The 20,660-nt window shown below is 40.2% G+C and carries 19 protein-coding genes, 1 tRNA gene and 1 pseudogene; 9 read left to right on the top strand and 12 right to left on the bottom strand.

Annotated elements, in window-relative coordinates:
- Positions 1-1,781, bottom strand: a 1,781-nt coding sequence (locus N2257_03915; GenBank protein MCX7793541.1) for a hypothetical protein, incomplete at its 3' end; no start/stop codon positions are given.
- Between the two features lie 330 nt (positions 1,782-2,111).
- The gene (locus N2257_03920) at positions 2,112-2,858 is read right to left on the bottom strand and encodes a DUF3108 domain-containing protein (protein MCX7793542.1); all 747 of its coding nucleotides are present in this window, start codon (positions 2,856-2,858) and stop codon (positions 2,112-2,114) included.
- A gap of 282 nt (positions 2,859-3,140) precedes the next feature.
- Between N2257_03920 and N2257_03925 the strand changes: the two genes are divergently transcribed.
- A tRNA-Met gene (locus tag N2257_03925) sits at positions 3,141-3,217 on the top strand.
- On the opposite strand, the gene N2257_03930 is transcribed toward N2257_03925, so the two are convergent.
- The 4 genes and pseudogenes from N2257_03930 to mfd all read right to left on the bottom strand — a co-directional run bounded on the left by N2257_03930 (position 3,196) and on the right by mfd (position 9,728).
- On the bottom strand, positions 3,196-4,785 hold the full coding sequence (locus N2257_03930) for a 4Fe-4S binding protein (GenBank protein MCX7793543.1): 1,590 nt from the start codon (positions 4,783-4,785) through the stop codon (positions 3,196-3,198). The genes N2257_03925 and N2257_03930 overlap by 22 nt on opposite strands.
- A 2-nt stretch (positions 4,786-4,787) precedes the next feature.
- Positions 4,788-5,464 (bottom strand): annotated as a pseudogene (locus tag N2257_03935) (DUF362 domain-containing protein).
- 224 nt (positions 5,465-5,688) lie between these two features.
- Positions 5,689-6,495, bottom strand: coding sequence for a protein-glutamate O-methyltransferase CheR (locus N2257_03940; protein MCX7793544.1), 807 nt, complete (start codon positions 6,493-6,495; stop codon positions 5,689-5,691).
- The gene (gene mfd, locus N2257_03945) at positions 6,492-9,728 is read right to left on the bottom strand and encodes a transcription-repair coupling factor (GenBank protein MCX7793545.1); all 3,237 of its coding nucleotides are present in this window, start codon (positions 9,726-9,728) and stop codon (positions 6,492-6,494) included. The genes N2257_03940 and mfd overlap by 4 nt, the downstream gene beginning before the upstream one ends.
- A gap of 30 nt (positions 9,729-9,758) precedes the next feature.
- On the opposite strand from mfd, the gene N2257_03950 reads away from it, so the two are divergent.
- Genes N2257_03950 through hisD form a run of 3 tightly spaced genes read left to right on the top strand, consistent with a single transcriptional unit; the run spans position 9,759 to position 12,451 of the window.
- Entirely contained in the window at positions 9,759-9,956 is a 198-nt protein-coding gene (locus N2257_03950; protein MCX7793546.1) for a hypothetical protein, read from the top strand.
- On the top strand, positions 9,953-11,122 hold the full coding sequence (trpB, locus tag N2257_03955; GenBank protein MCX7793547.1) for a tryptophan synthase subunit beta: 1,170 nt from the start codon (positions 9,953-9,955) through the stop codon (positions 11,120-11,122). Before N2257_03950 ends, trpB begins: the two co-directional genes overlap by 4 nt.
- Positions 11,123-11,137: 15 nt before the next feature.
- Entirely contained in the window at positions 11,138-12,451 is a 1,314-nt protein-coding gene (hisD, locus tag N2257_03960) for a histidinol dehydrogenase (GenBank protein MCX7793548.1), read from the top strand.
- Between the two features lie 123 nt (positions 12,452-12,574).
- Here hisD and N2257_03965 read toward each other — a convergent pair whose 3' ends face one another.
- From N2257_03965 to rplU, 3 genes are all read right to left on the bottom strand, one after another.
- Positions 12,575-12,838: a hypothetical protein gene (locus N2257_03965; GenBank protein MCX7793549.1), complete on the bottom strand. Its 264-nt coding sequence runs from the start codon at positions 12,836-12,838 to the stop codon at positions 12,575-12,577.
- Positions 12,839-13,078: 240 nt separating this feature from the next.
- The gene (rpmA, locus tag N2257_03970; GenBank protein MCX7793550.1) at positions 13,079-13,345 is read right to left on the bottom strand and encodes a 50S ribosomal protein L27; all 267 of its coding nucleotides are present in this window, start codon (positions 13,343-13,345) and stop codon (positions 13,079-13,081) included.
- 3 nt (positions 13,346-13,348) lie between these two features.
- Complete coding sequence (rplU, locus tag N2257_03975) at positions 13,349-13,666, bottom strand: 50S ribosomal protein L21 (GenBank protein MCX7793551.1); 318 nt, start codon at positions 13,664-13,666, stop codon at positions 13,349-13,351.
- Positions 13,667-13,758: 92 nt separating this feature from the next.
- Here rplU and N2257_03980 point away from each other — a divergent pair, with 92 nt between their 5' ends.
- Complete coding sequence (locus tag N2257_03980) at positions 13,759-14,532, top strand: TIGR02757 family protein (protein ID MCX7793552.1); 774 nt, start codon at positions 13,759-13,761, stop codon at positions 14,530-14,532.
- Here the strand turns inward: N2257_03980 and N2257_03985 are convergent.
- The 3 genes from N2257_03985 to N2257_03995 all read right to left on the bottom strand — a co-directional run bounded on the left by N2257_03985 (position 14,517) and on the right by N2257_03995 (position 16,410).
- Positions 14,517-15,614 (bottom strand): radical SAM protein, encoded by a 1,098-nt coding sequence (locus N2257_03985; GenBank protein ID MCX7793553.1) that lies wholly within the window; start codon positions 15,612-15,614, stop codon positions 14,517-14,519. The two genes, N2257_03980 and N2257_03985, sit on opposite strands and share 16 nt — an antisense overlap.
- A 230-nt stretch (positions 15,615-15,844) precedes the next feature.
- Complete coding sequence (locus N2257_03990; protein ID MCX7793554.1) at positions 15,845-16,084, bottom strand: hypothetical protein; 240 nt, start codon at positions 16,082-16,084, stop codon at positions 15,845-15,847.
- 26 nt (positions 16,085-16,110) lie between these two features.
- On the bottom strand, positions 16,111-16,410 hold the full coding sequence (locus N2257_03995; protein ID MCX7793555.1) for a hypothetical protein: 300 nt from the start codon (positions 16,408-16,410) through the stop codon (positions 16,111-16,113).
- Positions 16,411-16,588: 178 nt separating this feature from the next.
- Between N2257_03995 and sulP the strand changes: the two genes are divergently transcribed.
- The 4 genes from sulP (at position 16,589) to N2257_04015 (ending at position 20,603) form a co-directional block, all read left to right on the top strand.
- Positions 16,589-18,343: a sulfate permease gene (gene sulP, locus N2257_04000; GenBank protein ID MCX7793556.1), complete on the top strand. Its 1,755-nt coding sequence runs from the start codon at positions 16,589-16,591 to the stop codon at positions 18,341-18,343.
- 63 nt (positions 18,344-18,406) lie between these two features.
- Positions 18,407-19,345 carry an AEC family transporter gene (locus N2257_04005; protein ID MCX7793557.1) on the top strand — a complete coding sequence of 313 codons (939 nt, stop codon included), beginning with the start codon at positions 18,407-18,409 and terminating at the stop codon, positions 19,343-19,345.
- Between the two features lie 57 nt (positions 19,346-19,402).
- On the top strand, positions 19,403-20,035 hold the full coding sequence (locus tag N2257_04010) for an orotidine 5'-phosphate decarboxylase (protein MCX7793558.1): 633 nt from the start codon (positions 19,403-19,405) through the stop codon (positions 20,033-20,035).
- 1 nt (position 20,036) lies between these two features.
- On the top strand, positions 20,037-20,603 hold the full coding sequence (locus tag N2257_04015; GenBank protein ID MCX7793559.1) for an SIS domain-containing protein: 567 nt from the start codon (positions 20,037-20,039) through the stop codon (positions 20,601-20,603).
- Positions 20,604-20,660 lie beyond the last annotated feature (57 nt).

Raw genomic sequence — 20,660 nt, forward strand, 5'->3', positions numbered from 1 at the left:
CAGTTTTTGTCTGAATCAATAAATATTCCACAATTGTTGTAAGAGCAGCTTGAACAGTCTCCTTCCCAGGAATCAAAGACATAACCAGCACCTGGCTGAGCATCTAACCAAAGATAGTCTCCATAATTATACACTTCTGTACAATCAGTACCACAGTCTATTCTTCCATCATTGGATGTTACTTTACCTTCGCCAGTCTTTGTGATGGTGAGAGTATGTAGTACAGGAGGTACAGAGAATGCTGCTGTACAGTTTTTATTAGAATCCATTATTATGGTGCAGCTAATATTATTCCCACAGCCTGAGCAATCACCACCCCATCCTGTAAATGCATAGTAAGCATTAGCAGTAAGGGTAATTTGAGTACCTTGAGCATAAGAGTGTGTGCAATCTGTACCACAATATATTCCATCAGCCCAGACAATGCCGTATTCAGGATTTATTAATGATACATTAAGAGTATAGTTATAATTTATTGCAGGACACTGCTGGTATGTTATAAAAGCAAGATCATCCTGGCCGAGGGATATATCCGGTAATGTTATTGGATCAAGCTCCGTTTCTGTAGCAGAGGTATCTTCTGGTGTTATAATATGAGAGGTTACTTGAAGAGAAGCATCACCATAAATCAGGCATGGCTGTTCTATCTCACCATTATAGCTGAGCTTTGCAATCAGTATATCCTGCCAGTTAATGCTATAGGCACCTGCAACTAAATAGCCATTTTCTGTAAGAGCAATTGCATTAAGCTCATCACCCTGATATCCGCTATCTATATATTTCTGCCATAAAATGCTTCCATCAGTTCCACTAATTTTTAATAGCACACCATCCCTCGGATTCTGGGATGTTGAATAGGAAAGGCCTGAAATAAGTATATCATCTCCATGCACAAGCATATCCATTATCTCTTCCTCTCCACTTCCACCATAACTCTTTGCCCATTCTACAATACCAGAACTGCCAATTTTTATCACAAGAAAATCAGGATTATTGTTATACACTCCCATAGCACCAACAACAAAGCCATTTTCTGTAACCTTTACAATCCTGCCAAGACCAGGTCCATATTTTTTCTGCCAATCTATTGTGCCATCTTGCTTAATCTTCAGTACCCAGATATTTGCACTCTGGAGCTCTCCATCCTGGTCAAATGTCACATCAGTTGCACCTGTTGCAATATAGCCATCTGAGGTTTTATCAATGCCAAGTATTCCATCAATAATATCAGGATCACCATACAGGGTAAGACTTATTAAAGCACCATTCTCTTTAGAGACTTTCATGATAAAGCCATCACAATCAGTATCTGTGCAGAAGGTTCCCGAGGCTATATAACCACCTTCCTCTTCTGCCAAACCTGCAAAGAACTCACCCTGTATCTCTTTTTGCCATTGAATATTCAGGTCAGAGCTAAGTTTAAAAAGTATAAGCCTTCTTACATTATCGTCTTCACTCTCTCCTGCTATGAGAAAACCTCCATCTGATGTCTCTATAATTTCATCAGGATAATCATTCATCTGGTTATTATCATACCTTTTAGACCATAAAATCCCACCTGATGGACTTATCTTTGTGATTAATATGTCTCCATTCGTCTCACCTGCAAGTATATAATTCCCATCACTGGTAGGTTTAAGTGTGCCTCCTGCAGGCATTTCTGTGGTATCCATACCGCCAAAGGTCTTTAGCCAGTAGTCCTGTGCAGGGGCATTAATAGAAAAAAGGCAGATTAAGAAAAAAGAGAAAAATACTGTCTTACCCCACTGAAACCTCTTCATAGCACACCTCCAAATAAAACTATGAAGGTCATTCTACGGTGAGAAATACCAGAATTTAGGAAAAATGTCAAGTGAAATTTTTTTAATATATATATTGGTATATATTGGGAATGTTTATATGGGTGAGGAGAAACTCGCCCATTCTATTTACTCTGTTAATTTATGGACTTATCTTAAAGAACTCATCTGTTTGCTTCCCTGTATTACCAAAACCTTTTTGGTCATCTAACCATGTACCTCGTAGCAGAGTTGATACAGAAGGTATAAACTGTGAATAATTACCTAAATTCACCCTCTATCTCTAAAAATAAGTTTAAAATTTTCACAACACTATTTCTCCATCATCGCAACCACAGAGCCGATGAGTACCTTTGTCTTTAGCATTACAGGTCTTCTGCTGCTGTCATCACTGAGCCAGATATAAATATCTCCTTTTCTGTAAAATATGCCTTCTGACTGCATGAGTGGCTTTATAACTATGGTATTCACTTCTTTATCCTCTATCTTTATCTTCTCCTTTCTTAAGACCTGTACTTCAACATTCCAGACCTTTTTGCTGTCAAAAACTGTGATATAGATAGACCTGCCTGGCTCAAGGGGCATGAATCTTATATAAAAGAAGGCGGAAAGGGGGTCAAATACTTCACCAGGTATTTTTGCTTCATGGATTTCATTTCTTAAATTGTTTTTATATATTGCCATATCTCCTTTGAAGATAACTTCTTTGTCCCTTCTGTATTTGCCCTCTTTAAGTTTAATCCTGTAATGAAGGGGTCTTCCAGGATAAAGGCCATCCACTGGCTCAAGTATTGTTTCCACAAGGTCATCAACCTCATAAAAAAGAGATATAAATGAAGCAGAACGAACTCTTGAAAATACCCTTATCCTCTCTCCATCTCTCTTTATTCCAAGCCAGGCAGTGCCTGCCCTTATACCTTTCCAGGAAAGACTGTACTGAAAGGTCTCATCATAATTTCTGCTAAGAGAAGAATTGATTATTCTGTCCTTCTCATTAATGGTCTCAAAAGAAAGGGCAGCTAAAGGGAAGGCAAATATTAATTTTAAAATGAAAAACAATAGCCTTTTTTTTCCGTTAACTTTAATAATTTAGTCTCCTTATGTCATTTATATTTTACAAAATTATATAAAATTCAATTCTGTAGCTTTTAATGCCAATTTCCTACCTGATAGCCATAAACCTTGATGCAGCTTGAAAGGACAAATTCAATGGCAGAACTGTCCCAACTGACTCCATAACTTTTATAAAAAATATTCCCATATCATAAATTTAAAAGTCAACTAAAGCATTTAGAGTTGAGGTTAAAGCAAGCCTTAAGTTATAATAAAAATGCATTCTATCGCGGGGTGGAGCAGCCTGGTAGCTCGTCGGGCTCATAACCCGAAGGTCGGAGGTTCAAATCCTCCCCCCGCCACCATAACTATCCTGAAGCAATAATCTCTTAATCTTCGACCGAGTTTCTCCGATATTTGTTACATATATTGCGGGTCTGTCAATAACAGGACATTTTGCCTCGCAGATTCCACAGCCAATACATAGCTCAAGGTCCACATGGGGCTGCTGAAGCTCAATCCTCTTACCATCCCTGTTTTTCACTGTAACCTTCTCAAACCATATTGCCTTTTTTGAAGTAGGGCATACCTCCTCACAGACTATGCAAGGTATTGCATGTGCCCAGGGAAGGCAGCGACCTTTATCAATCATTGCAAGACCTATTTTTGTCTTCAATTTTTCTTCTAAGGATAATCTCATTATTGCACCTGTTGGGCAGACCTGCCCGCAGAGTGTACATCTGTATTCACAGTATCCCAGTTTTGGCACAAGCACAGGTGTCCATAATGCCTCAATTCCTCCATCAAGAAGAGCTGGCTGCAGTCCATTTGTTATGCAGACCTTCATGCACTCACCACATCTAACACATCTTTTTAAGAAGTCCCTCTCCTCAAGGGAACCCGGTGGCCTTATGAGTTTCGGGTTAATAAATTCATCTCTTGAAAAAGGGTTTATCCTTATGACAGGTACTGTTATCAGACCTGAAGCAATTGATATGAAAACATGCCTCCTATTTAGATCAATAGAAATTGCTTTTTCCTTAAAAAATCCTGCACTTACAGCTTTCTGTGGACAGAGGTCATCACAGTTAAAGCAATGAAAACATTCATCCTGAAGCCACTCTTTTGAACTTTTTATTGAAGCACTAGGGCAGTTTCTTTCACATACTCCGCAGGAATTACAATCCTCGCTTATGGACCTTTTAAGCATAGAATATCTTGCAAAGATTCCAAGGAGTGCTCCAAGAGGACAGAGATACCTGCACCATACCCTCCTTTCAAAAAAATTTAATCCCATTATGGCAAGAAAGATTATTCCGATAAAAAGTCCCTGTCTGTAAAAGGGCTGTTCAAAGGAGAGGACAGTATTTTTTAATCCAGAATATATGAGCTCTGAAAGCTCAACAATACCTTTTATATTCAGTGAATAAATAAAGTCAAAAAAAGCCCTGATTCCATAATTGAAGGCTGGATAGATGCTGATGGATAAGGACCTTATAAGAATTGAAAGGGGATCAAGAATGCCGGAGAGCTGCAGGCCAAGTATGGAAGTGGCAAGTATAAAGAGAAGAATATAATACTTGAGCCTGAATATCTTTAATCTATAGACATCTCTTCTTTTCTTTCCTAAAAGGCTCACTATATTGTTCAAGGTGCCCAATGGACATATCCAGCCACAGAAGACCCTTCCGAGGATAAGGGTAAATAAAAGGGTCATAAGTGATAGATAGAATAATTTAATTACAGTCTTTGAACTTAGGAGGGTGCTGAGGAATATTAAAGGGTCAAAATCAAGGAATATCTTTACGGGATATCCGAGTTCATCAAAACCCTTTGATTCTGTCTGAATGAAAAGATAGAAAAAAAGGAACAGAAATAAAGCCTGAGAAAACCTTCTAAAATTCTTCAGCCTTAAATAACTCTTTAATCCCAAGGCTAAACCTTTATTCTTTTTATAATTAGTCTAGAAAGGTCACTCCTACCGAGTCCTCTCTGAGAAGCTATCTTTACATAACCAAGCTCTTCACCTTTCATCCCAAAAAGGGTCGCACCAAAGGAATCTACTGCAACCTGATCGATTCCTGCAATTACGGTATTGAGAATTCTTACATCCTCAAGATTTCCTCCCTGTGGACCGTTTCTTATGAGTATCCTTGTTGCATCAAGTACTGTGAGTGAAGGTTTTATAACCATTGAAAGGTCAGCAAGGCTCTCATCAAGCCCTGGTGAATCTGACTTCTTGAGCCACCCATTATGCCCATCCAGTTCTTCATTGACATGGTGAGTTTTGCAAGGCCGTGGTGTTTTGCGATGGGAATGTTTATTACTTTATCTGCCTCAAAGACCTCTGTATAAAGGGGCCAGGTCTTTATTGCCTCACCATTTATCGTAACTTCTCTGAATTTCCTGTCATCAACGTAAATCACGTCTGCGCCTTCCTTTTTTGCCGCCTCCATTATGCCGCTCTGGACGTAGCAGCGTCTTGGATCATTAACTGTCCTGTCAAAGACCTTAACCTTCTTTGCACCGGCCTCAAAGCAGAGTCTTACAACTGAGGCAACTACCTCAGGATTTGTATTTGCTGCATATTCTGGTGTTCTGTCCCATGCCATATTTGGTTTTATAACAACAATATCTCCCCTTGATATGAATCTCCTTATTCCTCCCAGTGCATTAATAGCAGCCTCAGTAATCTTTGAATAAGAAGTGCCTTCAGCAACTGCGAGATCAGGTGTTTCTTCAGCCATTATCTTTTCAATTGAAAAGCCATTCATCCTGAGGCACGCAAGGCCTGTAACTGTGAGTTTTATGAATTGCCTCCTGTTCATGATCCCTCCTATTTCTTCCTGTATACCACCACCCCATTATAATATTCAGGGACAAACAGGTTTGTTTTACCTGTAATGCTCTCGCAAGAACCCAGAATAAGATAACCATCCACAGCAAGGGATGCATGGATATTTTCCAGTATCTTTATTATAGCCTCCTCTGTCATATATATAAATACATTTCTGCAAAATATCATATCCCTATTCATAAACTCAAGAAATATATTTCTGTCAAGAATATTTCCTGTTCTGAAATCCACAATCTTTTTGTACACATCCCTTATCCTGTAAAACCTGTCTTCCTTTATAAAATATTTTTTCAAGGGAATCTCTTTGTTCCTGAAAGAGTTATCTGTATAAACAGCCTCCTTTGCCTTTTTTACTGCTCTCGGATCAAGGTCAATACCTGTAATAATCACCTCCCTGCCAGGGAAAAGAATCCCCTTTTCATAAAGAAGTATGCTCAAAGTATAGACCTCCTCTCCACTTGAACAACCAAGGGAGAGGATTTTAAGTTTCTGCCTTGTTCTTGAGAGCTTCTTCAACAGTTCTATTGAGACCTCCAGCTGTGGCATCTCCCTGAAAAAGTAGGTTTCCTTATTGGTAACAGAACTTACAAGAAGAAAGAGCTCTCTGTTTGAAAAACCATCGAGCGTCCGGGACAGATATTCGTCAAGTGAAAGTCCGGTTATTTTAAGTCGCTCTTCGATAAATTCTTCAAGGATATCTGCCTTTTCTTCCCTGAAGGCTATACCAAAATCTATCGTGATTCTCTCTCTGAGAATTTTTAATTCCCTATCTGATAATAATTTCATCTGACCAAGCCTGTACTGACCGGGCTCTCCTTTCCGGAGTAAGCCCGAGACATGACATCGATAAACCTTGAAAATAAGAGCCTCTTATTATCTCCAGACAGGACGATCTTCCTGTTACCGAGAGAGGCAATGGGAATACCCGAGCCTCTCAGAATTTCAAGAATTCTATTCATCTCTTCACTGGAGATTTCTTTTCTATATTCAATCTCCAATCCCTTTCTTACCGAACCAATTCTCAGAATGTCAGCTCTTTTCATGAATATCTTTGCCCTTATAATCTCAAACAGATTCCTTACCTCATCTGGTGGATCACCGAACCTGTCCCTGATCTCTTCCTCGATTTCTTCGATCTCTTCAGTAGTTTTTGTCATGGAGAGTCTTCTGTAAAGACTCATCCTCAGGTGTATATCTTCCACATACTCTTCAGGTATCCTTGCAGGTATGGAAACCTCAATGACAGGTTCTATCTCTTCCTCTATGCTTTCACCTTTCAATTCCCTGATTGCCTTTTCAAGGAGCTCTGAATATAGCTCAAAACCAACAGTATTTATATGACCGGACTGCTCCTTTCCGAGGAGATTACCTGCACCTCTGATCTCAAGATCTGTCATGGCAAGCCTTATACCAGCACCGAGATAACTCAGTTCTGATATTGCCTCAAGTCTCTTCTTCGCTGCTTCTGTGAGGCTCTCATTGCCAGGAATGAGAAGATAACAGTACGCCCTGACATTACTCCTGCCTACTCGACCTCTCAGTTGATAAAGATCTGCGAGTCCCATCTCGTGAGCCCTGTTTATGATTATTGTATTTGCACTTGGTATGTCTATACCAGAGCCGATAATATTTGTGCATACAAGTATATCAATCTTTTTATCAATGAAAGCCAGCATCATATCCTCTGTAAGCTTCTCGTCCATCTCACCGTGGGCTATGGCTACTTTTGCTCCAGGGACCAGGTCCTCTACGAATCTTTTTATCTCTTCTATATCCTTTATCCTGTTATGTACAAAAAAGACCTGACCTCCCCTGTGAAGCTCATGCTCTATTGCTTTTTTTATGATCTCTCTATCAAAAGCGGATATTATGGTCTTAACAGCATATCTCTCTTCAGGCGGTGTTTCTATAATGCTCATGCTCCTTAAACCTGAAAGAGCCATCTGCAGTGTTCTGGGAATCGGCGTTGCTGTAAGCACAAGAACATCCACTCCCTTTTTCAGCTCCTTCAGCCTTTCTTTGTGTTTTACTCCAAATCTGTGCTCCTCATCTATTATGAGAAGACCGAGGTCAAGGAATTTTATCTTTTCAGAAAGAAGGGCATGAGTACCTATGATTATATCTATCTCACCCATGGCAAGTGCCTCAATGGTTCTTTTCTGTTCAGCAGGACTCTTGAGTCTTGAGAGATAATCTATCCTCACAGGAAAGGCAGAAAACCTCTCTTTGAAATTCCTTAAATGCTGCTCACAGAGAAGGGTTGTGGGCACAAGTACAGCAACCTGCTTATGGTCATAGACTGCCTTAAAAGCTGCTCTCATGGCAACCTCTGTCTTTCCGAAACCAACATCGCCGACTATTAATCTTTCCATAGGTCGGGGAGATTCCATATCATTAATTGTCTCTTCAATTGCTCTTAACTGATCCGGAGTCTCTCTGTATTCAAAAAAACTCGCAAATTCCCTGTGAAGTTCGCCCTCAGGACTGAAGGCATGACCTATGGATATCTCCCTCTCAGCATAGAGCTTTATAAGCCTCTCTGCGGTCTCCTTTATCCTTGCCTGAACCTTTTCTTTTGTCCTTTTCCATGTCTTCCCTCCGATTGAATCTATCCTGGGAATCACACCTTCCTGGGCCCTGAACTTGTGAACCATGGAGATGTTTCTTACAGGAAGAAGAAGCCTTGCACCATTACTGTACTCAATTATTAGAAGATCCTCTATGACATCCTCAACCTTCAATCTCTGAACTCCCCTGTATATGCCTATTCCGTGAACTTTATGGACTACAAAATCTCCCTCCTCGAGGTCATCCACCTCATTAAATATCCTTGAGAGTCTGTATCCTGGATACTGCCTATATGGAAGTGCAACAGGCCCGAATATCTCCTGCTCACTGAGTATCATTAGCCCGCTGAGATGAATTCCCGAAGAGGGACTTTCATTAAGAAGACATATCCTTCCATCATATCTCATACACTGAGATATGGAAATAAGAGGAATCACTATACCCTTTTCAAAAAAGATGTCTTTCAGTCTCTTTGCCTGAGAAGGGGTTCTCGTTGAGATTATAACTGAATTTTCCCTTAAAAGGGGTTTTATTGCCTCTGGAAGCTCATCAATAGATTTTCTCTCATTATAAAGAAGACCAAGTCCTGTAAGACTCAGACCACCTCCGTCAATTCCATCAGCACCAAATGGAAGGCTGCTGAGTACTACAGAATTTTCTGGTAATCTGTCAGAGCCAGAGACCTCTTCATCGATAAACAACAGGGCATCCTCAAGATTTAAGACCCTCAGAAATTCTGAAAATCCCGTACCTCTCTCAGGACTCCCTGCAGGGAAAAGACGAAATTCTTCAATTTCTTTAACAGACTTCTGGGTCTCTACGTCAAATATCTTTATGGATTCTATCTCGTCTCCAAAGAATTCTATCCTGAGGGGAGAATCACCTGTTGATGGATAAACCTCTAGAGCAAAACTTCTGAGACAGAACTCACCCCTGTTTATAACAATTGTAGCCTTTCTGTAGCCAGTCTTTATTAGATTATCTACAAGCTTCAGTCTCTCTATCTCCATTCCTTTTTTAAGATGGATGGTATCCTTTTTGAGAACCTGGTCATTCCAGAAAGGTATATCAAGTATCTCTTCTGAACAGAAAAGACTTCCCGCCCTCTTATTGAATAAAATCTCCGACCTTATACCCTCTGAATAGGGATCATCTCCTGATGGGACAAAGATAAGGTCATCTGTTTTTAAACCGAAAAGCCTTCTGTAAAAAAGGGCATCCTGAAAAAATCTCCTTGCACTTTCCTCATTACTGTCAATCCATATAAATCTTTCATCTATCAGGGAAAGAAAAAATTGCCTGAGGGATCCTCTGAGGTTAAAGATCTTTCTTTTTGAAGGAGAAAGGTCCTTAAGAAGATCTTTAAATCTCTGGCTGTAAGATCTCAGGATTTCTGATATACCGTGTTCTTCTTTACCTATCTCCTGAGAATTAATCCTGAGCTCCTGCATAACAAGACCTTTATGGTTTATAATAGCATAATGTCCAAAGATGAGAAAGCCTTTGAAGAGATTTATCTCTGCCCTCTCTGCGGAAGGGAGCTCGGTCAGGAAGAGCGGTCTCAAAATGGCTGGCTCTGTAAATGCGGAGAGTTCATACCCGAAGGAACACAGGTTAGCTCTTTTACCGGTTCTAGTGACAGGCTAAGGGGAGAACTCCATAAAAGGATAAGGTCATGAAAAAAGGTTATTACGGTCAGTTTGGAGGAAGATTTGTTCCTGAAACACTTATTCCTGCACTTGAGGAACTGGAGAGGAATTTTCAGAGATTTAAAAAAGACAGAGATTTCCAGCGGAGTCTTGAGAGGCTCCTTGAAGAATATGTTGGAAGGCCAACACCTCTTTATTTTGCAAAGAATCTAACAGAAAAAATAGGAGGTGCAAGGATATACCTTAAAAGAGAGGACCTGTGCCACACCGGTGCTCACAAGATTAACAATGCAATAGGTCAGGCTTTAATTGCAAAACTCTCAGGTAAAGAGAGAATTATTGCAGAGACAGGTGCGGGACAGCATGGTGTAGCAACGGCAACAGGTGCAGCACTTCTAGGACTGAAATGTACCATTTATATGGGCTCTGAGGATATGAAAAGACAGGCACTGAATGTCTTCAGGATGAAGCTCCTCGGTGCAGAGGTAATAGAGGTATCCTCTGGCTCAAAAACACTTAAGGATGCCATAAATGAGGCATTGCGAGACTGGACAACAAATGTCAGGAATACCCATTATGTCCTCGGAACAGTATTTGGTCCCCATCCCTATCCTGAGCTTGTAAAGTATTTTCAGTCAGTGATAGGAAGGGAGGCAAGAAGACAGATACTTCTGTTTGAGGGAAGACTTCCTGATATGCTGATTGCCTGTGTTGGAGGTGGAAGTAATGCTATGGGACTTTTCAATGCCTTTCTCAAGGATGACATAAAAATGATAGGTGTTGAGGCAGGTGGAAAGGGCATTGAGACAGGACTTCATGCAGCAAGGTTTGCTGGTGGAAGTGTAGGTGTCTTTCAGGGAGCAAAGAGCTATGTTCTTCAGGATGAATATGGTAATATCCTCGATACCCATTCTGTCTCAGCTGGTCTTGATTATGCATCCGTTGGGCCTGAACATGCCTATTTAAAAGAACTCGGAAGGGTCCAGTACACCTATGCCCTTGATGAAGAGGCACTTGATGCCTTTGAGCTTCTCAGCAGTACAGAGGGTATCATTCCTGCTCTTGAGTCCGCCCATGCAGTTGCAGAGGCAGTAAAGCGGGCACCTGAACTAGGTAAGGACAGAATTATTATTGTTAATCTTTCCGGAAGGGGAGACAAGGATGTTGAACAGGTATCAAGATTAAGACCAAGATAGATGAGGATTGATAATATGAAGATACTCAAACACAAGGATGAGATTGAGAGCTTCATTAAGAGACTTGAACAGAGGATGCTTGAACCACCTGAGGATATTGTTAATTCTGTAAAAATTATTCTTGATGATGTAAAAAGAGATGGCGACAGGGCACTCCTTGACTATACCAGGAGGTTTGACAGGATAGAATTAAAGACCCCTCTCCTTTCAGTAAAAAAAATAAAAGAGGCTGCAAAAAAAGTTGAAAGGCCTGTCCTCAGGGCACTTGAGTTTTCGGCAAAGAGAATAAGAAGATTTCATGAAAAACAGAAAGAAAGCTCATGGTCATACAGGGAAGGTGGTGTTCTTCTTGGCCAGATAATAAGACCCCTTGAGAGGGTTGGAGTATATGTGCCAGGTGGAAGGGCAGCCTATCCCTCCACTGTACTTATGAATGTAATACCGGCTCAGGTAGCAGGTGTAAAGGAAATCGCAGTAGTAACACCAACACCTGATGGAATAATCAATCCCTATGTAATGGCAGCAATTGAAATGCTCGGGATAAAAGAGGTCTATCAGGTTGGTGGAGCCCAGTCAGTTGGAGCCCTTGCCTTTGGTACAGAAACGATTAAGAGAGTTGACAAGATTGTCGGACCCGGTAATATCTACGTAGCCCTTGCTAAGAGAATGGTCTTTGGAATTGTTGATATTGATATGATAGCAGGTCCAAGTGAAGTGCTTATCATAGCAGACAGAAGTGCAAGACCTGATTTTATTGCAGCAGATCTCCTGAGCCAAGCAGAGCATGACGAAAACGCATCATCTGTGGTGCTGACAGATTCCTTATTACTTGCAGAAAAGATAAAGGTTGAGATAGACAGACAGCTAAAGGAATTGAAAAGAAAGGACATTGCCTTGACTTCTCTTCAGAGATACGGCGCAATAATTTTAACAAAGAATTTAAAGATGGCTGCAGAACTTGCAAACAGTATTGCACCCGAGCATCTTGAATTAATGGTAAAAAAACCAAAGGAATTACTGCCTCTCATAAAAAATGCCGGTGCCATATTCATGGGTAGCTGGACACCGGAACCCCTTGGTGATTATGTGGCTGGACCTAATCATACACTTCCGACCGGAGGAACAGCAAGATTTTCATCACCCCTGGGAGTCTATGATTTTATAAAAAGGTCAAGCCTTATTGAATGTACTAAAAATGGCTTCAGGAGACTCGCTCCTTATGTAGAAGAAATCGCAGAGGTAGAGGGTCTTGAAGCGCATGCAAGAAGCATAAGTGTAAGGAAGAATCTGAAGAATAGAAGTGAAGAAGATCAAATACCCTGTAAATAAAAAAATCAAAAAGGAAGATACAGAGACCATCTGTTATAATAAGGACTGCCTTTTGAGAAAAAAGGCTCCATGTAAGGGCTTTGAAGGCTGTCCTGGATTTAAGGGAAAGCCCTGATGCAGTATTCAGTCCTGCTTCTTAAGCAAAAGGGATTCACTCAGTCTTAGACCTGGGTATTTGATTATTGCATCCACAATATCCCTCAGGGGATAATCTTCAAAGTTGCCATCAGGTTTTATGATCCTGATATATTTCCTCTTAAGAAGATATATCCTCCTGCTTTTACCAGCTGTCTTGAGATTGATGATTACATGCTCCTCATCCTCTTCAAGCCCATAGTCTCTGATTATTTCCCTTATCTCATCAGAATCCTCATGAAGGTCATCCATAGGAAATATTATACATATTATGTCTGTCTAAAGGAGAAAGGAAGCCAATATCAGAGCTTGCCAACTCAATCCTTTAAAAACTCTTTAAGAAGCCATGCAGGTCTCGTGATTATTTTCTGATTTTAGGAAGGAGGGCACGGGCATAAGGAATAACTTTTATCAGATCCGGGTCACTTTATTACCTGGCTCTTTCGTCAGTGGTAAAATGACGAAGGTATTTTATAGCTAAGCCAATGAAAATTAATTCTGAGCTGGCAGTGGATAAACGCTTACCTTGAGTCTTTCTCTGTCCTTACGCTCAAACTTAACAATACCGTCTATAAGTGCAAAGAGTGTATCATCTCCACCCCTGCCAACATTAAGGCCTGGATGGAATTTTGTTCCCCTCTGTCTGACTATTACATTGCCAGCCTTGACGATCTGTCCACCGAAGACCTTAACACCAAGTCTCTTTGCCTGGCTGTCACGGCCATTTCTAGAGCTTCCAACACCTTTTTTATGTGCCATGGATTAACCTCCTATTATCTCTTTGATTTTAATATAAGTATACAGCTGCCTGTGACCTCTCAATTTTTTGTGATATTTTCTGGGTATCTTTTTAAAAACAAGTATCTTTTTATCCTTTTTTGTATCAATAACCTCTGCCTTTACTGAAGCACCCTCAATATATGGTTTTCCAAGTATTAACTCACCGCTATCCTTCGAAATGGCAAGAACCTTGTCAATGGTAATCTCCTGAGCCTTTTCTGCATCAAGTTTCTCCACCTTTATGGTCATATTGGGAGAAACCTTAAACTGATGTCCACCGGTCTCTATTATTGCGTACACCTGAGCCTCCTTTTAAAAGAACTTTAATGCTAATTGAGGTTTATTTTATTTAAATACATTGACTCAAAAAATGTCAAGTTTTATACTCATTTATGAACCTGAATCATCTCAAAGACTTTTTAGAAAAGGTCTGCTACAACTTTGATTATCCAAAACGGCTTCTCAATGACCCTGTAGAATTTCCTCACAGATACAGAGAAAAAGAGGATATAGAAGTTGCAGGTTTCCTGTCAGCCCTCTTTGCATACGGAAGGGTTGAACTCTTTAAGCCAGTTATTGAGAGGATATTAAATATAATGGGAAGGAGTCCCTATGATTTTATCCTTAATTTTTCGCCAGAAAAGAAAAGGCTTTTCAGAGGAATCTATTACAGATTTCAGAAAGAAGAAGACATAATTAACCTTATAAAAATCCTGAACAAAATACTTAAAAAATACATTAATGTTGAAAATGCCTTTTATACTTTTTACAGTGCTGATCATGAAGATACCTCCAAAGCAATAGAGGCATTCTCAAGATATTGCCTTAGTGTTATAAAAACTACAAATGGTGTTAGACAGCTTTTTCCCCTTCCATCAAATGGAAGTGCCTGTAAGAGAATGAATCTTTTCTTGAGATGGATGGTGAGGAAGGATGAAGTTGACCTCGGCATATGGAAAGGCATTCCTAAAAATAAATTGATTATCCCACTTGATGTCCATATAGCAAGGATTGCCCTGAAACTCGGCCTAACAAAAAGGAAAACACCTGATATGAAGATGGCAAAAGAAATAACAGAAGTTTTAAAAAGGCTGGATCCTGATGACCCTCTCAGATATGACTTTGCACTCTGTCATACCGGAATGATGACTCAGGTAAGAAGATGAATGTTGCCGATTCTCACATTCTTTAAGCCCTGCTCCTGGGCAATTTTTAAATATCTATAGGCATCTACTTTTTTCACCAGCGGAAGGTCTTTCATGTAAAAATGGGGATAAAAGGCTAGAAGGCTATAGGGAATCTCTGGATTTAACGATGCAATGAATCTTGAGATATCTTTTATCTCCCTATCATCAATATAACCTGGCACAAGTAGTGTACTTGCAATGATAGGTGGTGGCTCTGGTCGCAAAGGAATGCATCTTGATGCCTCTTCAAAATTTTCAAGGGTCCGCCTGTTTGTAATTCCTGTAAGGGCAATATGGAGATTCTCATCCCATGCCTTCAGGTCAAATTTAACGCAACCGCCGGACTGAAGGGACAGATCAATCATGGTTTTAAGGAGGGCCTTATTCATTGAGCCATTTGTCTCCCAGCATATTCTCAAAATCATTCCTTTATTATTTTCTAGTGCAAGCCTTGAGGCATTTATAGCAAAGGGCAGCTGGGCTGCGGGATCACCTCCAAAATAACATATGCAGGATGTCCTTGAATTTATGCTTGATAAAAGCTCCTCTGCCTTTCTTGTTTCAGGACTCAGTGTCTCTTCCCTGAAATGCCAGTTCTGACAGTAAAGACAGTTAAATGAACAGGCATGAAAGAATACTGCAAGATTATTAAATCCATACTCAGGACCCTGAGAGTGAGCATACCTCGGATAACCTGAGCCAGTGCCACCAGCGCATACCCAGTCTCCTACACAGTTTGTCGGAAGGGGATCATGATACCATGAAAGTTTTCCTTCATCCTTAGTTACTCCGGTAAGGCTTCCTTTTTCGTTTCTTCTTAAACCGCAGTAACCCAGCTCACCCTCCGGTATCATGCACTCATTCACGCAGAGATTGCATGGTATCCCTGCTGGATCCCGGGGAGGAGCTTCAGGCAGGCCGAATCTTTTCCTGCTTCTTTTATGGGCATTCATTGCAACAGAAAGACCTTCAGCTGGATTATTCCTTATACACTTCAGACAGACAGAGAGTTCCTCGGATATTAGAGGTGAGGTTACATTGCAGAGTCTGCATCTACCCATATTTAAATTATATCAATAACTGTAAAGCTATTTTTAAGCCTGAATTACTGCTAGGAAAAAGGCAGCATGTCAAACCTGAGTGCGACAGTACGAGCAGGTAGGTAAAATGGTTTTTTAATGTACCGGTGCTTCATGGAGAAGGCAGGCACATAGAGGAATTAAGGAAGATATACCATTTACTCCAATGATAGAGCATGGTTAAAGGATAGAGAACTCTTATTTCCCGAACCTCAGAGAGGGAATTGATAGGAGAAGTAAAGTCTTAGTCCTTTTTTCTTGATATATTCCCTCAGATCTGGTGAGGCCTGGTAGGTAACAATAAGAGGGATTTTTTCTCCTTCTATTATCTCATCAAGTTTTCTTAGCTGTTTTAGAAAATCATCTACATCCTTCTTCTTTATCTGGGATTTGCATTCTCCAACAATCCAGACCTTCCTGCCGTTTTTTCTTCCACGGCCAATTATATTCACCTCAATATATCCTTCACCAAAATACTCTATAAAATCCCTTCTAAGAGGCTCAAGGAGTTTATGCCCATCTCCTTCTCCAGAAGGGCTGGAAGACCAACATATGCCCTGTCTTCAAGGACATAACCAACAGTGTGCTGAAGACCTCCAAGATGCTCCCTTGTCTTTCTGTGCTCAGCTACAAGTTCTCTTATCTCCTCTTCTGTCCTCTTCTGTGCCTCAGCAAGCTCAGCTACAATATTTTTCAGGTCATTGAACTCAACCTTGGTAACTGTATTTGCTATCTCTGTATATACCCTGCCCATTATATTGGCAAGTTTCAGTGCCACAGACTCTGGAAGGTCTTCTTTAAGAGTATTATATATCTCAAGGGTATCAAGTATAGAGCATTATATCATAAAATTAACTGAAGGGTAATGGTTGCTGTGGTAGTTATCTGATAAAAGAATCCTACGGTAGTAATCTTTTCTGATAAAATATTTTAAAGCTTGAAGTAAAGGAAAAGGTATGGATGAGAATATCAGGAAATTAATTTTCAAAATCTTCCCATTTTTATTTTGGCTCAAGGATTACAGAAAAGAAAATCTAATAAAGGATTTTCTGGCGGGCTTAACAATTTCTGTTGTATTAATTCCCCAGTCAATGTCCTATGCAATGATTGCAGGCCTTCCGCCTATATACGGACTCTATGCTGCCTCCATACCACCTGTTGTTGCTGCGCTCTGGGGAAGGGCGAGCCTCCTGGCAACAGGACCTGTTGCAATGGTAAGCCTCTTAACATTTTCATCCATAATACCCTTTGCAAAACCTGGAACACCTGAATACATAAATATGGCAATTAACCTTGCCCTCCTTGTGGGTTTAATACAGTTTTTAATGGGTGCCTTCAGGCTTGGCTTTATAATGCGCTTTGTATCCCATCCTGTTATAGTGGGTTTCACAAATGCCGCTGCCATAATAATAGCCTCCACACAGATACAGCATCTGCTGGGCATAAGCGTAAAAGGAAGTGAATTTATACTTCCCATGTTTCTGGAAATAGGAAAGAATATAAGCAATACAAATACCTACACATTAGCGGTCGGTCTTTTTGCATTTACCATCATAATAGCAGGTAAAAAGATTCATGATAGCTTTCCCGGTGCAATGGTTGCATCTGTTATTACAACACTTTTAGTCTATGCATTGAATCTTAATGAAGCAGGGGTAAAAACTATAGGAGATCTGCCTAAGGGTCTGCCCTCTCCATCTTTCACCTTTGTTGATTTTGAACATACTGCTCGCCTGATAGGACCTGCCCTTGTAATAGCAATAGTTGGGTTCATGGAGGCAATGGCGATTACAAAGGCTATATCCTCCAGGACAAGGGAGCCAGTTGATATAAATCAGGAATTAATAGGACAGGGAGCTGCAAACATCATAGGTTCACTGTTTAAATCCTATCCGGTAAGTGGTTCCTTCTCCAGAAGTGCCGTTAATCTTCAGGCAGGTGGCAAGACCGGACTTTCAAATATCTTTTCAGGTTTAATTGTTATTGCTGTCCTTTTGTTCTTCACATCAACATTTTATTATCTTCCGAAGGCAACGCTTGCAGCAATTGTTATGCATGCTGCAACAGGGCTGATAAAACACAGTCAGTTTATAAAGCTCTACAGGACATCAAAACATGATGGCATCATCGCTCTCATAACATTCTCATTCTGTTTTATTACAAAACCCGATTATGCTATATTTATAGGCATTGCGGTCTCGCTGCTGTTTTTCCTCTGGGAGTCCATGACTCCCCGCATAGCTATATTAACAAGAAATCCTAAAACAGAGATTTTCGAAGATTATGAGACAAACAGGCTTCCTTTCTGTCCCCAGATACTATATTTGAGACCTGAATTTTCCATTTATTTCGCCAATGCTGAATTTATCAGAGAGTACATACTGAAGAAGGTTGAGGAGAGCAAGAATGGACTGAAATTTGTCCTGATAGACATGGAGGCAGTAAACAGGATAGATGCAACAGGAATAGATGAAATGAAAGAGCTAATAGGAGAATTAAGAAAGATGGACATTGAACTGTACATCGCCAACGTCCATAAACCTGTTCGGGAAGTACTGCATAATTCAAGCATAATGACGATGCTAAAGCAGGACAAATGCCTGAAATCAAAGGCAGAATCAATTACACTTCTTTTCAATAAATTGGACCATAAATATTGTAAGGAAAAATGTCCTTTCACGGTTTTCTGGGAATGCGAAACTGTCAAGTAAGTATATTAAAAGCTATACTAAAAATAAAGACCAGGGATTTATTCCCCTTTACAATTTTTAAGCATGAGTAACATACTTCTTCCCTTCGGATTGATTATCCTGATAGGTATTATTTTCAGGAGATATAAAATTGGTGGACTTGATGCTGATCTGCTTCGCCGGTCAATTAATGTTACCGTATTAAACATTTTTCTGCCTGCTCTTTGTATAAAGATAATATACGGTTCTAAAATTGACAGGGAGTTGATTCTTGTTCCTGCCAGTGCATGGTTCACTATAATCTCAAGTCTCTTACTTGCCACTGGAGTTTATAGACTTCTTCAGCAAAGATTGCACATAAAACCATCCGAAAAAGGTATACTTATAATTTCTGCTGCCTTTGGCAATGTCTCCTATCTCGGACTTCCTGTTCTTACAGGGCTCTACGGCCAGGAGGCTGCAAGGTATGCATTATTTTATGACCTTCTAGCATCAACGCCCCTGCTATGGCTTGTTGGAAGCACTATAGCCTCAAAATATGGAGAAAACAAAAGTTTTGAGTTCAGGGAATCCCTTAAAACAATAGCTTCGCTACCGCCGATATGGGCTATGCTGATAGGGATTATATTGAATTTTACTGGGATTCCTCTACCGGATTTTATACTTAAAACACTTGACCTGCTTGCAAACCTTGTTGTGCCACTCATGATCTTCAGTATAGGACTTGCTCTTACTATCCCCAAGGTTGAACATACCTGTGCCATCATACCTGCTGTGGTAATCAAGCTTACTATAGTTCCCTTTATATCCTTTTTTACAGCTTATATGCTCGGGCTAAGAGACATTGCCCTTGCTGCCTGCTTCATTGAAGGAGCCATGCCCACAATGGTACTCTCCCTATTGATTGCAGCAAGATTTAGACTTGATATATCTATATCAGCTTTTATGATCGTAGTGACAACTGTTCTCTCCTTCATAACATTGCCTTTTGCAATCCATATAACAAATCTTCTGATTCGCTGAGCAGGCAGAAACCTGCCAGCAAAATTTATTATGAGTTCTAATGTGATATCATTAATTATGCCCCTTCTACAGCTTGCTATAGACCTGGTGAGTCCTAAGAAGGCTCTTGAGATAGCAAGGAGTGCAGAAAAATATTTTGATATCCTTGAGGCAGGTACACCTCTTATAAAATCTTCGGGTATAGAGATTGTTAAAAGATTGAAAGAAGAATTTCCTAAAAAAATCATTTTTGCTGACCTTAAGATAATGGATGCAGGCGCCCTGGAGGCAAGCATAGCATTTGATGCCGGAGCTGATATGATTAGTGTCTGTGGACAGGCATCGATTGAGACAGTGAGAGAGGCCATCTCTGAGACAAGGAGGCGTAGCAAGAAAGTGATTGTGGATCTAATAGGAGCAAAGGATATGATTAAACTTGCTGGAGAATTAAAATACCTCATGCCTGACTTTTTTTGTATCCATACAGGCCTTGATGAACAGAGAAAGGGCAGAAGACCATCTGAATTCCTTGATGAATATGCAAGGCTCATAAATTATCCCTATTCAATAGCAGGAGGAATAAAACCTGATGACATTAAGGACCTGATAAGATTTAGACCTGATATCATCGTTGTAGGTGGCTATGTAACAAAGGCGGAAAATCCCCTGGAGGCGGCAAAAAATTTAAGAGATGCCTTATCAGGAGGATAAAATGTCCTATTATTCTTTTATCCTTAAAAAGATAGGGGATATAACAGAGAAGATATCTTCAGAGGAGTTTAATAAATTTATTGAATTTGTAATAACTGCTCCGAGGCTTTATATAATCGGAGCAGGCAGGTCTGGTCTTGTTGCGAAGGCCTTTGGTATGAGACTCGTTCATCTGAAGAAAAAGGTCTTTATTGTAGGTGAGACAATAACACCTGCAATGAGAAAGGGAGATGGCCTCATAGCAGTTTCAGGCTCAGGAAAGACCACATGGGTTGTTGAGACAGCAAAGGCTGCAAGGTCGCTGGGTGGTAGAATAGCAGGAATAACATGGGACAGAAACTCTGAGCTTGCAAGACTTTCTGATATAATTGTCCAGATTCCCTCAGAGGCCATACCAAGAGATATTACAGGTTATACTACAAGGGAACTTATGGGTATACCCCTCCCTCCAATGGGCTCACTATTTGAGATATCAACCCTTATATTTTTTGAGGCCTGTGTGCTCGAACTGATGACAAGGCTGGGTATCCAGGAGGAAGAGATGAAGAAAATACATGCCAATCTCTGATTTTTGGTTATACTTGACAAAGGAAACCTTTTTTACTATGCTTTGAATAAAAAGGAT

Source organism: Thermodesulfovibrionales bacterium (genome assembly GCA_026417875.1).
GTDB lineage: Bacteria > Nitrospirota > Thermodesulfovibrionia > Thermodesulfovibrionales > CALJEL01 > CALJEL01.